We start from the raw sequence: 12,419 nt of genomic DNA, 5'->3' as shown, positions 1-12,419 counted from the left end.
ATCAGCCGAACGAGTAGCCCGCTCCGCGTACAGTGCGGATGGGATCTACCGAGCGGCCAATATTGATCGCTTTGCGCAACCGGCCCACATGTACGTCGACCGTGCGGTCATCGACATAAATATCGGCACCCCAGACATTGTCGAGAAGCTGGCCGCGTGAGAACACCCGCCCCGGAGACTGCATCAGGAATTCCAGCAGCCGGAATTCGGTCGGCCCGAGCTTCAGTTCGCGCTCCTTGCGGAATACACGGTGCTGTTCACGATCGAGCTTAAGATCGCCAAAGCTTAAGACGTGCGACAACAAGCTTGGGTTTACCCGGCGCAGCATCGCTTTGATGCGGGCAAGAAGCTCCGGCGTCGAGAACGGCTTGACCATGTAGTCGTCAGCACCGGTGGCGAGGCCACGTACACGTTCGCTCTCTTCTCCACGTGCCGTCAGCATGATGATTGGCAGGATTTCGGTCTCGCGCCGAGTTCTAAGACGCCGGCAGAGCTCGATGCCCGAGAGACCCGGCAACATCCAGTCGAGGATCAAAAGGTCCGGCACTTTCTCGCGCAAGGCAATTTCTGCTTCGTCGCCGCGTGTGATCGTCTCGACAACATAGCCTTCAGCTTCAAGATTGTACCGGAGAAGAACGCTCAAAGCTTCCTCGTCCTCCACAACGGTGATTTTGGGGGCTATCGCCATGGCTCGTCTATCCTGGATTACGGTTGTCTGGCTTCGTCAACAACAATGCTGTGGGTCTGGTCTTCCTTCGGCCGCTCGGCCGGCAATTGCGAGCCGGTTACGATGTAGTAGACCGTCTCGGCAATGTTGGTTGCATGGTCACCGATACGCTCGATGTTCTTGGCGCAGAACAGAAGATGCGTGCAGGCCGAGATATTGCGCGGATCTTCCATCATATAGGTCAGGAGTTCGCGGAAGAGCGAGGTATAGAGCGCATCAATCTCGTCATCACGCTCGCGCACGATGTTGACTTGTTGCACCGAGCGCGTCGCGTAGGCGTCCAGCACATCCTTCAGCTGCGTCAATGCAAGTTCCGCGATCGTCTGCAACCCGCGATAGACGGACAATGTCTGGCGCGTATCCGTTACGGCAACGACGCGCTTGGCAATGTTTTTACCGAGGTCGCCGATGCGCTCCAGATCGGAGGAAATCCGGATCGTGCCGATGATTTCGCGCAGGTCAATCGCCATGGGCTGGCGCTTGCCGATGATGGTGATGGCCTTTTCATCGATCTCGCGCTGGCCGGCATCAAGAATCAGATCATCCGAGATTACACGCTGCGCGAGCGCGTTATCGGAATTGACCATGGCGGTAACCGCCTGCTCGACCATCCGTTCCGCATGGCCGCCCATCTCGGCGATCTTGTGGGTTAGGAACTTCAATTCATCGTCGTAGGAACGGACGGTGTGCTGGGATTGCAATTCGGTCATTTCTTTTCCTCGTTCCCTGTGGCGAAGCTCGATCAGCCGAAGCGCCCGGTGATGTAATCCTGGGTCCGCTTTTCAGTCGGATTGGTGAACATCATCTCCGTATCGCCAACTTCGACCAGATTGCCGAGATGGAACATTGCGGTCCGCTGCGAAACACGTGCCGCCTGCTGCATCGAGTGCGTTACGATGACGATCGTGTAGTTCTGGCGCAATTCGTCGATCAGCTCTTCCACCTTGGCAGTGGCGATCGGATCAAGTGCCGAGCACGGCTCGTCCATCAGGATGACTTCCGGACTGACAGCGATGGCACGGGCAATGCACAGGCGCTGTTGCTGACCGCCCGACAGACCCGTTCCTGCTTCGTGCAGACGGTCCTTCACCTCGTCGAAAAGGCTGGCGCGGCGCAGGCTCTTCTCGACAATTTCTTCGAGCTGCTGGCGGTTCTTGGCAAGACCGTGAATGCGCGGGCCATAGGCAACATTCTCGAAAATCGACTTCGGGAATGGATTCGGCTTCTGAAACACCATGCCCACGCGAGCGCGAAGCTCCACAACGTCGATCTTGGGATTGTAGATATCTTCGTCGTCGAGGGTGATCTTGCCGCCAATCTTGCAGCCTTCGATCGTATCGTTCATGCGATTAAGGCTGCGCAGGAACGTGGACTTGCCGCAGCCAGACGGGCCGATCAGGGCGGTTACCATCTTCTCCGGCACATCGAGGCTGACGCCGAACAAGGCTTGCTTCTCACCGTAGTGAACCGTGACATCCTTGCCTTGCATCTTGATCGCATTTGGCTGGGCGTTCATTTTGTCGTTTACCGCTTTTTCGAGATTTCGTTCTGTCATCAGGTTCATCGTTAGATCCTTTCCTGAGCGGTTACCAGCGACGCTCGAAGCGCCGGCGCAGAATGATAGCTGTGATGTTCATGACCGCGAGGAAAAGCAACAGCACGATGATAGCACCCGATGTCCGCTCGACGAACGCGCGTTCTGCCTCATTGGCCCACATGTAGATCTGGACCGGAAGTGCCGTAGCTGGATCAAGCGGCGTGACGGGACTGTTGGCGACGAAGGCCACCATGCCGATGAGGAGCAGCGGCGCGGTTTCGCCAAGGGCATGGGCGAGGCCGATGATCGTGCCCGTCAGGATACCAGGTGCAGCAAGCGGCAGGACGTGATGGAAGACCATCTGCGTCTTCGACGCCCCAATGCCGAGAGCGGCCGCGCGGATCGATGGTGGAACGGCCCGCAACGCGGCGCGTGTTGCGATGATGATCGTCGGCAGTGTCATGAGAGTCAACACAAGACCGCCGACAAGCGAAGCCGAACGCGGCATGTGGAAGAAGTTAATGAACACCGCGAGGCCAAGAAGACCAAAGACGATCGACGGGACCGCCGCCAGGTTGTTGATATTGACCTCGATAATGTCCGTCAGCCGGCTCTTATGTGCATATTCCTCAAGATAGATCGAAGCAGCAACGCCGATGGGCAGCGACAGCAGCAGCACGATCAACATCATATAAAGAGAGCCGATCAACGCGACACCTAGCCCCGACGTTTCCGGACGGCTCGATGCGCCATAGGTGAACAGGCCCGTATTGAAACGCTGGGCCATAACACCCTCGCCCTTCAGCTTGTTCATCCACTCGACCTGCTTGTCGGAGACCTTGCGGCGGGTCTGGTCAACGCTCAGATCGATCTGGCCCTTGAAAGCGGAATCGATATCGGCACCGGTCAGCACCCAGACATTCTGTGTCGTACCGATCAGCGAAGGATTGCCAACCACGATTTCGCGCAATTGCCCGCGCACGCCATCAGAAAAAAGTTTGCCGAGTTCACGCAATCCTGGCTTGTCACTTTGGCTCACACCCAGTTTTTCGGCCAGCGCGTTGCGGGCCAAGAGCGGATAATTGGCGGTCAGCAGCACATTCGGATCGGTGGCCCGCTTGTTTTCCGGATCGATGATCTTCGGATCGAGATTGATCGAAAGATTGACCTCTGTCTGCCAGAAGGCGGTGTATCCATTGGAGATAACAGAATAGAGCAGCGCTACCAGGAAGAAGAGGCCAATGCCAATCGCGATGATCCCGTAGAGCTTGAAACGGCGTTCAGCGGCGTAGCGGCGTTTCAGGCCAATATCGCGGCGGGCCGGCTTGGCAGAAACAGCAGCGGGATTGAGGGCTATGTCGGTCATTCGTACTGCTCCCGATACTTACGCACGATGTAAAGCGCGAAAATATTCATCGCCAAAGTGATGAAGAAGAGGGTGAGGCCAAGGGCGAAAGCTACCAGCGTCTGCGGCGAGTTGAACTCAAGATCGCCGGTCAGCTGATTGACGATCTTGACGGTGATCGTCGTCATTGCGTCGAATGGATTAATGTTTAGGTTAGCCGCAACGCCGGCCGCCAGCACCACGATCATCGTCTCGCCAATTGCGCGTGATGCCGTCAACAGCAGTGCGCCGACGATACCTGGCAAGGCAGCCGGCAGGACAACACGGCGGATCGTTTCCGAGCGGGTTGAGCCGAGGCCGAGAGAGCCATCGCGCAGTGATCTTGGGACAGCGGTAATGATGTCGTCTGAGAGCGACGAGACGAAGGGGATCAGCATGACGCCCATCACGACACCAGCGGTCAGGACACTCTGCGCCTGAATAAAGGCATAGCCACCGGAAAGTGCAGCGCTGAGATCGCGCAGGAATGGGCCGACCGTGACGAGTGCGAAGAAGCCATAAACAATCGTCGGAATGCCTGCGAGCACTTCAAGCAGGGGCTTGACGACGGAGCGCAATCTTGGGCTGGCATACTCGGCCATGTAGATCGCAGAGAAAAGACCGACCGGCACCGCGAACAGCATGGCAACGAAGGCAATGTAGATTGTACCGGCCAACAGGGGAACGAGGCCAAACTGACCTTGCGATCCGCCGGAACCAGCAGCGGCAAAGCGCGGGTCCCACACCGTGCCGAAGAAGAAGCTTGTTGGCGAAACCGACTGGAAGAAAGTCAGTGTCTGGAAAAGCATCGACAGGATAATGCCGACGGTCGTGAGAATGGCAATGGTGGAAGCAGCGATCAGCCCGCCAAGGATAACGCGCTCGACATTGTTGCGTGCGCGCGCCCGAACATGGACGCCTGAAAGACCGAAGATCGCACCGGCGACCGCAAGTATCAGCGCGATAGTGCCGCCAATATTATTTGCCCTTACTGTGTTCTTGTTCCACTCGACAGCAATGAGGATCATGTAGTCCTGGCCATCCGGCGCAAGGGCGACGCCTTTGGCCGACAGCAATGGCCGCAATTCGGCGAAGGTCTGCGGAAGATTGGCTCTCTCCTCATTGCTCAGCTTACCGAGACCGCGGGCAATGCCGCTGACCATGCCAAGCTCGAGACTCTGGCTGGCAATGACGGTATCGGCGGTGCGCACCGGCAATGCGGCGATGGCAGTTCGCTCCAGATACAGATTGCTCGCGGCCGCCCAAACGGCAAGGAAGAGAATGGCCGGCAAGGCTGAAGCCAGAAAGACCCACCACCCATGATAATGGGGCAAAGAATGTGCCTTGACGTTTCTGCCATCCTTTTCGAACGCGTCTTTGCTGACAGCGCGCTGACGCCCGAGGAAGTATCCGACAACACCAATCGCAACGACGATCACAAACACCAATGAAGTCGACATCGAGAGCCCTTTATCTGTCTCACAAAGTCATGAATTTGGAGCGCATCCGCGGGCAGCCATAGCCGCCCGCGCACGCAGGTTCAAGTTTACTTCTTCATCGTCGTGCCAGCGGCGAATGCGTCGCGCTGGGCCTGGCGCTCTGCTGCAGGCGCAGCAACCAGACCGTACTCGACGAGCGGGCTGTCGTCGCCGATCATCTGGTCGTTGAGGAAGAATTCCACATACTCCTTCAGGCCAGGAATGACGCCGAGATGGGCCTTCTTGACATAGAAGAACAGCGGACGGGAGACCGGATACTTGCCGGAAGAAATCGTTTCCGTGCTCGGCACAATGTCCGAAACCGTCGCAACCTTCAGCTTGTCGGCATTGTTCTCATAGAAGGAGAGGCCAAATACGCCAACGCCAGTCTTGTTGGCCGCGATACGTGCCAGCGTTTCCGGATAGTCGCCATCGATATCGATTGCCTTGCCGTCCTTGCGGACAGCGATACAGGCAGCGGCAGCGGCCTTTTCATCGAGACCGAGCTTCTTGATTGCATCTGCAGCACCGGATGCCTTGCACCCGCCATCCAGCAGCTTCTGTTCGAAGACTTCACGCGTGCCGTGCTTTTCACCCGGAATGTAAGCCGCGATATCCCAGTCAGGAAGGGCTGGGTTCACCTGGTTCCATTTGGTGTTGGGGTTGGCAACGAGCTTGCCGTCAACGATAACCTGTGCCGCGAGCGCCAGATAGACGTCCTTCGGTGTCAGCTTCCAGTCCGGACCCTTGATGTCGGTCGCGAAAACGATGCCGTCGTAGCCGATACGGATTTCTTCAACATCCTTGACGCCGGCATCGGCACAGGACTTCAGCTCGCTATCCTTGATTGGGCGGGAAGAATTGGCAATGTCGATCGTGTCTTCGCCAACGCCTTTGCAGAACTCCTTGATGCCAGCGCCGGAACCACCGGATTCAACGACTGGCGTCTTGAAGCTAGGAAATGTTTCGCCGAAGGATTCGGCAACGATCTTGGCATATGGCAGCACCGTCGAGGAGCCTGAAACCTGGATCTGGTCGCGGGCGGATGCGCCAACTGTCGATGCGGCCACCGCGATTGCAAGCAATGCGGCAGTGGAAAATAGCTTGTTCATAGGAGCAGCTCCTGTTGGATTAATTGCGTGACGCCTCCGACGTCGTCTGCGGTCTATAGAAGCTTTATTACAGTCATATGACAGGAATGTAACAGTTCTGTTGTGGCGGTTGTGGGCGAGCGAATCCATCGGTTGAATCAGAAATCGCTCTAAAACCATAAAGTTACCCGTCTACTGAATTGGATGTAGAAAAGCACCGCGCCGTATCTTCGATGAATCCAGTAACTTCTTGTCATTCATTTGCGACGATCCGCCCGCATCAGGATTAGGGACGCGCTTGCCACCTCTCGCGGCAGTATGCAGGCCGCGGCTGAGGCAGGCTTGAATCGGGATTGGGGACCGTTCGTGCCATAAAGACGTGTTGACAGGGCTTGGACAAACTCATATTCCTCATGTCATCGGATGACTTGAGGAATATGAGCAAATGCAACCTGCGGCGCGCACAAACCTTGCGGAAACGGCGATTAACAACATCCGGACCGAAATCACTGCCAATTGCTGGCGGATTGGCGACCGCATTCCGAATGAGGCGACACTTGCCGACATGCTCGGTGTCAGCAGGGGGACCGTGAGGGAAGCCGTTCGCGTTCTGGTTGCCCAAGGCTTTCTTGAGACACGTCAAGGCTCCGGAACCTACGTGCGATCCGTGATCGATGCGCAGGACAGCCTCTTGCGAATCCGGCGGACCGGACTTCGCGACCAGGTCGAAACCCGGTGCGCCCTTGAAGTCGAGGCCGCCCGGCTGGCGGCCATGCGCCATACGCCCGGGATTATAGCTGACCTTCGCCAGTTGCTGGTTGAGCGCGGCGAATATGACGCGGCCGTTCACGACCGCTATGTCGAACGCGATCTTGCTTTCCACAGGGCCGTCGTTGCCGCTTCCGGAAATCATGCGTTCGTAGAAGTCTACGAGTTTTTCTCAGCTTCCATACAGGAAGTCATCAAAGCAACGGTAACGGGCGAGCTTCCCGAACCGGACATGGCCGCTCACGTCGCTATTGTTGATGCCATCGCGTCCGGCGACCCGGACAGGGCAGCATCGACCACCCGCGCCTTCATGGCGCCCATTCTCTCAGAACTCGATCGGCTTCTCGCATCATGAATCAACATATCGCCCTCGAACCGCGTACCAAGGACATTGTCAGCGAACAGCTAATCAATGCCGAAGCCGACAGTGTTCCTCAGCCGCGCGCTCCGGTTTTTGCGAACAGTGCCGCACAAATCATCACCGGTCTAAGTCTCGTCCTCATCGCTTTTAATCTTCGCCCAGTCTTTTCCAGCGCTGCTGCCCTGTTGCCGGAGATCATCGAGCAGACGCGGCTATCTTCCCTCGGTGCCGGCGTTCTGTCCACCCTGCCCGTTGTCTGCCTCGGCGTATTCGCCCCGCTCGCGCCAAGGCTGGCGCAACGCATCGGTGCTGAACGCACGCTTTTGGGCGTTCTGCTGCTCTTGGCGCTTGGGACTGCATTGCGAGGATTTGGGTCCCTGCCCTTGCTTTTTCTTGGCACCGCGCTCGCAGGCGCCTGCATCGCGACTGGAAACGTTTTGCTGCCGGGCCTTGTCAAGCGTGACTTCGCCAGCAGAACAGGATTGATGACAGGCCTTTATACGATGGCGCTTTGCGCCGGAGCAGCCAGTGCCGCTGGTTTTACGCTTCCCCTGCAACGCATGCTGGGAGGATCCTGGTCACTGGCGCTCGGCGCATGGGCCCTCCCGGCAATTCTTGTTGCACTGATTTGGTTTCCGCACGCCTTTTTCAGAAAGGTCCGGATGAAACATGCCGGCTTCCGGGTCGAGGGGCTCTGGCGCGATCGCCTCGCTTGGCAGGTGACGCTGTTCATGGGCCTGCAATCGGCCTTGGCTTACTGCGTCTTTGGATGGCTGTCGCCCATCCTGCGCGACCGGGGCCTGGATGGTGTTACAGCGGGCGTCGTTGTTTCAGTGTCTGTCATGGCACAAGTCTTCGCCTGCCTCCTTGTGCCGTCGATTGCCGTACGCTGCAAGGACCAGCGATTGGTCAATGTGGCACTTGTCACACTTGCAGTCACGGGGTTGCTCGGATTCCTGTTCGCGCCCTTGTCGACTGTCTGGCTCTGGGCCGTCATTCAGGGCATCGGCCAAGGCGGTCTTATCGCAGTCGCCATGACCATCATCGTGTTACGGTCAGGCGATGCCCATATTGCCTCTCATCTTTCTGGCATGGCCCAGTGTGTCGGATACATGTTGGCGGCCATCGGTCCTCTGCTTGTGGGCTTGATCCACAGTGCGACAGGCGGCTACAGCGCAACGGCAATCTTGTTCGTTCTCTTGGGTCTCGGTGTTGCAATATTTGGTTGGGGAGCGGGGCGCGCGACGCACGTGAAGGCCCGCACTATCCAAATTTAGATGATTTCGATAGAATAACCGCTGCAATCGGAACCAATTGCATGCTCCGGCATTGCCACGGTAGCCAAAGGGAGTTGAGTGTTGGCGCCACGTGCGAATTGGAAAGGCTATCTGAAAGTTGCCGAGCTCACCTGCCCGGTGGCCCTTTATACGGCCGCGTCGACGTCAGAACGCATAGCCTTCCACACGCTCAATCGCGAGACCGGTCATCGCGTTCAGCGTCAATTCGTCGACAGCGACACCGGCAAGTTGGTCGAACGGGAAGATCAGGTCAAAGGCTACGAGATAGGCAATAACGACTATATCGTGCTGGAGCCGGAGGAAGTCGCAGCGGCGGTTCCCGAAAGCGACAAGACGCTCGCGGTTGAAGCCTTTGTCCCGTATGACGAGGTGGACGATATCTATTTCGACAAACCCTACTATCTCACACCAAGCGACAAGCATGGCCAGGAGGCCTTCGCCCTTATCCGCGAGGGCCTCAGAGCCAAGAAAGTCGCGGCGCTGGCTCAGACGGTGCTCTTCCGGCGCGTTCGCACCGTTCTCATTTGCGCTGAAGATGCTGGAATGATCGCCACAACGCTGAATTTCGATTACGCAGTGCGTTCCGCCAAGGACGCTTTCAGCAGCATTCCCGACATGAAGATCAAGGGCGAGATGCTCGACCTTGCCAAACATATTATTGAGACCAAGTACGGCAGCTTCGATCCCTCGGAGTATAAAGATCGCTACGAGGCTGCGTTGGCCGAGCTGGTGAAAGCAAAACTTGAGGGCAAGCCGATCCCGGCGAGAAAGCCCGCAAAAACCGAAAAGGTCGTCGACCTTATGCAGGCACTGCGCGAAAGCGCTGGCATGAAAAAGAAACCGGCGGCAGCAAAGAAAGCAAAGGCGGAGCCTGCCCGGCGGAAAGCGAGCTGATCCGTGGTCGCGCTTGAAACCTACCGCAAGAAGCGCGATTTCAAGACGACATCCGAACCTAGAGGCCGCAAGGCGCGCAAGTCGGGAAACAGCTTTGTCATTCAAAAGCATGATGCGCGGCGGCTGCACTATGATTTCCGGCTGGAAATGGATGGTGTTCTGAAGAGCTGGGCGGTCACGCGCGGGCCCAGCCTCGTACCCGGAGAGAAACGACTGGCCGTCCATGTCGAGGATCACCCGCTCGAATATGGCGACTTCGAAGGTACCATCCCCAAGGGCGAATATGGCGGCGGCACCGTCATTATCTGGGATCGCGGCACTTGGGAGCCCGTTGCAGATCCCGATCGAGGCTATGCGAAAGGCCACCTGGAATTCGAGCTGCACGGCAAGAAGCTCTCCGGACGGTGGCATTTAGTGCGCATGCAAGGCAAACCGCGCGAGAAGCACGAGAACTGGCTGCTGATCAAGGGCGAGGACCAAGCTGCACGCTCGGAACGTGACCCGGATATCCTTGAGGAGAAGCCGAAATCCGTAAAAACCGGCCGCGAGATTGCCGACGTCGCGGGGGAAGAGCCAGGATGGTCGTCGAAGACCGGCAAAATCGACAGGAACGCCTCGAGGGCCAAGCCTGCAAGAAAGCCAGCAGAGCCAGCCGAAATCGTAGCGCCTGATCCCTCTTTAATCAAAGGCGCTAAGAAGGCGCGCCTGCCTGATTTCGTCGAGCCAACCTTGGCGAGCCTCGTGACCAAGCCGCCATCGGGCGAACGCTGGGTCCACGAGATAAAGTTCGACGGTTATCGTTTGCAGGTTCGTATCGAGGCTGGCCGTGTAAAACTCCTGACCCGTACGGGTCTCGACTGGACCAAGCGATTTGGCAAGCAGATTGTCGCCGCCTTTCAGGATCTGCCAGTGGGTACGGCGCTTATCGACGGCGAACTTGTGGTGGAAACCGCAGCGGGCGCTTCCGATTTTTCCGCCCTGCAGGCCGACCTCAGCGCGGACCGGACGGACCGGTTTGTCTTCTACGTTTTCGACTTTCTCTATCTTGATGGCTATGATTTGCAGTGGCTACCGCTTATCGAACGCAAGACGCTGCTGCAAACCCTTGTGGGCAATGCAGCCTCTCTCATCCGCTACAGCGAGCATTTCGAGGGCGATGGCGCAGTCATCCGTAACCACGCCTGCCGCCTCGGCCTTGAGGGCATTGTTTCCAAATTGCGCGATGCGCCGTACCGATCTGGCCGGGGCAAAAGCTGGGTCAAATCCAAGTGCTCGTTGCATCAGGAATTTGTCATTGCCGGTTACGTGCCATCCACGACGTCGCGCAAGGCCATCGGCTCATTGGTCATGGGCGTTTATGACGGCAAGAAGCTCAAACACGTCGGCCGTGTCGGAACCGGTTACAGCACTTCCGTGGCCGAAGACCTGTACCGCCGGCTGGAACGTATTCGCATCCCCGAAAGCCCCTTTGCCGAGCGCCTGACCGCAGACGCAGCGCGGCAGGTGCGCTACACCAAGCCGCAGCTCGTTGCCGAGGTGGAGTTCCGCGCGTGGACGGCCGACGGCAACCTGCGCCACGCCGCCTTTCGCGGCCTGCGTGAAGATAAAGACGCTGCTGAGGTCGTGCGAGAAACGGCAAGTTCGGCCGCCCCATCAAAACCCCAGAGGCACACCGTGAAGCTCACCCATCCTGATCGTATCTATTGGCCCGAGCAGGGCGTCACCAAGGAAGGTCTGGCGAACTATTATACTGAGGTCTGGCCGTATATTTCACCTTTCGTCGTCGGCCGCCCTCTCGCCCTTCTCAGGAGCCCTGAGGGAATAACCGGCCAATCCTTCTTCCAGAAGCATGCGTGGAAGGGGCTCAATCCGAATATTGCCCTGGTCAAGGATCCCAAAGACAAGGATGGCGAACCGCTGATCAGCATCAACGACCTGGATGGCCTTATCGGGCTGGTGCAATCCGCCGTTCTCGAAATTCACCCATGGGGCTCGACAGTTAAGGATTGGGAACACCCTGACATGATCATCATGGATCTTGATCCTGGTGATAGCGTGCCCTGGGCAAGGGTGATCGACGCGGCGCAGGAAACCCGTCGGCGGATTGAGCAAGCCGGTCTAAGGGCCTATCTCAAGACATCCGGCGGCAAAGGCCTGCATGTGGTTGCACCGCTAAAGCCCAAAGCCACGTGGCCCGAGGTGAAGGCTTTCACCAAGGCTATCGCCGATTCCATGGCCTCGGACAGTCCGGATCGTTACGTCTCGACGATCACCAAGTCGAAACGCACGGGCAAGATCCTCATCGATTATCTGCGCAATCAGCGCGGCGCCACCGCGGTTGCCCCATACTCGACTCGCGCACGCCCAGGTGCGGCGGTTTCGATGCCGCTTGAATGGGATGAACTGACCCCTGGCATTGGCCCTGCATATTTCACAGTCCTGAATACGCCAAACCGGATAGCCTCGCTAAAGACCGACCCATGGGCGGAGTTTCGCGCATCCGCCGTCCCGATCGACAAACCGATGGCACCGGGCAAAAAGGGTATCTAGAGCAAGTTTTGTCTATTTAGGGTCGTTCTGCCGGAGAAAATTCATGGACAAGGTCAAGAGGTTTGGCAAGGCCGACATGGGTGCATTGGACGAAGCCGACATTTCTCTCGAAATGCGGTCAATTCGACCAGCGGGTTTGAAAGCTGGTAGGTTTGCCCAGCAAACCAACGGCTGGGTTTCCGGCTCTAAATAGACAACATTTGCTCTAGCAGGCTGCTGAAAAACTCTCTGGCTTTTGGGTTTGCGGCATGATTCCCTGATGGTGCAACAGATAGGATTGATTTGGATGCGCGGTGGGGATGATCGGACGGGGTCGCTGTTTTCGTATGTT

Annotated in this window: 11 protein-coding genes; 5 read left to right on the top strand and 6 right to left on the bottom strand. The window is 57.5% G+C overall.

Features of this window, described 5'->3' with window-relative positions:
* Nucleotide 1: 1 nt before the first annotated feature.
* The 6 genes from phoB to AAAC48_RS23650 form a co-directional block, all read right to left on the bottom strand.
* The gene (phoB, locus tag AAAC48_RS23675) at nt 2–688 is read right to left on the bottom strand and encodes a phosphate regulon transcriptional regulator PhoB (protein WP_162759907.1); all 687 of its coding nucleotides are present in this window, start codon (nt 686–688) and stop codon (nt 2–4) included.
* A gap of 17 nt (nt 689–705) precedes the next feature.
* Nucleotides 706–1,428, bottom strand: coding sequence for a phosphate signaling complex protein PhoU (gene phoU, locus AAAC48_RS23670; protein WP_340656586.1), 723 nt, complete (start codon nt 1,426–1,428; stop codon nt 706–708).
* Between the two features lie 41 nt (nt 1,429–1,469).
* Nucleotides 1,470–2,243 (bottom strand): phosphate ABC transporter ATP-binding protein PstB, encoded by a 774-nt coding sequence (pstB, locus tag AAAC48_RS23665; protein ID WP_340656585.1) that lies wholly within the window; start codon nt 2,241–2,243, stop codon nt 1,470–1,472.
* A gap of 70 nt (nt 2,244–2,313) precedes the next feature.
* The gene (gene pstA, locus AAAC48_RS23660; RefSeq protein ID WP_340656537.1) at nt 2,314–3,630 is read right to left on the bottom strand and encodes a phosphate ABC transporter permease PstA; all 1,317 of its coding nucleotides are present in this window, start codon (nt 3,628–3,630) and stop codon (nt 2,314–2,316) included.
* The gene (pstC, locus tag AAAC48_RS23655; protein WP_340656536.1) at nt 3,627–5,108 is read right to left on the bottom strand and encodes a phosphate ABC transporter permease subunit PstC; all 1,482 of its coding nucleotides are present in this window, start codon (nt 5,106–5,108) and stop codon (nt 3,627–3,629) included. The genes pstA and pstC overlap by 4 nt, the downstream gene beginning before the upstream one ends.
* An 86-nt stretch (nt 5,109–5,194) precedes the next feature.
* Nucleotides 5,195–6,238 (bottom strand): substrate-binding domain-containing protein, encoded by a 1,044-nt coding sequence (locus AAAC48_RS23650; RefSeq protein WP_340656535.1) that lies wholly within the window; start codon nt 6,236–6,238, stop codon nt 5,195–5,197.
* Nucleotides 6,239–6,662: 424 nt separating this feature from the next.
* On the opposite strand from AAAC48_RS23650, the gene AAAC48_RS23645 reads away from it, so the two are divergent.
* From AAAC48_RS23645 to AAAC48_RS23625, 5 genes are all read left to right on the top strand, one after another.
* Entirely contained in the window at nt 6,663–7,340 is a 678-nt protein-coding gene (locus AAAC48_RS23645) for a FadR/GntR family transcriptional regulator (RefSeq protein WP_340656534.1), read from the top strand.
* Entirely contained in the window at nt 7,337–8,623 is a 1,287-nt protein-coding gene (locus tag AAAC48_RS23640) for a CynX/NimT family MFS transporter (RefSeq protein ID WP_340656533.1), read from the top strand. Before AAAC48_RS23645 ends, AAAC48_RS23640 begins: the two co-directional genes overlap by 4 nt.
* 81 nt (nt 8,624–8,704) lie before the next feature.
* Nucleotides 8,705–9,538 carry a Ku protein gene (locus AAAC48_RS23635; protein ID WP_340656532.1) on the top strand — a complete coding sequence of 278 codons (834 nt, stop codon included), beginning with the start codon at nt 8,705–8,707 and terminating at the stop codon, nt 9,536–9,538.
* 3 nt (nt 9,539–9,541) lie between these two features.
* Complete coding sequence (ligD, locus tag AAAC48_RS23630) at nt 9,542–12,088, top strand: DNA ligase D (RefSeq protein ID WP_340656531.1); 2,547 nt, start codon at nt 9,542–9,544, stop codon at nt 12,086–12,088.
* Nucleotides 12,089–12,131: 43 nt separating this feature from the next.
* On the top strand, nt 12,132–12,281 hold the full coding sequence (locus AAAC48_RS23625) for a hypothetical protein (RefSeq protein WP_340656530.1): 150 nt from the start codon (nt 12,132–12,134) through the stop codon (nt 12,279–12,281).
* The last annotated feature ends 138 nt before the right edge of the window (nt 12,282–12,419 follow it).

The sequence above is a fragment of the Phyllobacterium sp. genome, assembly GCF_037994405.1.
GTDB lineage: Bacteria > Pseudomonadota > Alphaproteobacteria > Rhizobiales > Rhizobiaceae > Phyllobacterium.
The sequence above is the reverse complement of the archived record's forward strand: the minus strand, read 5'-3'. Positions and strand labels throughout refer to the sequence as shown.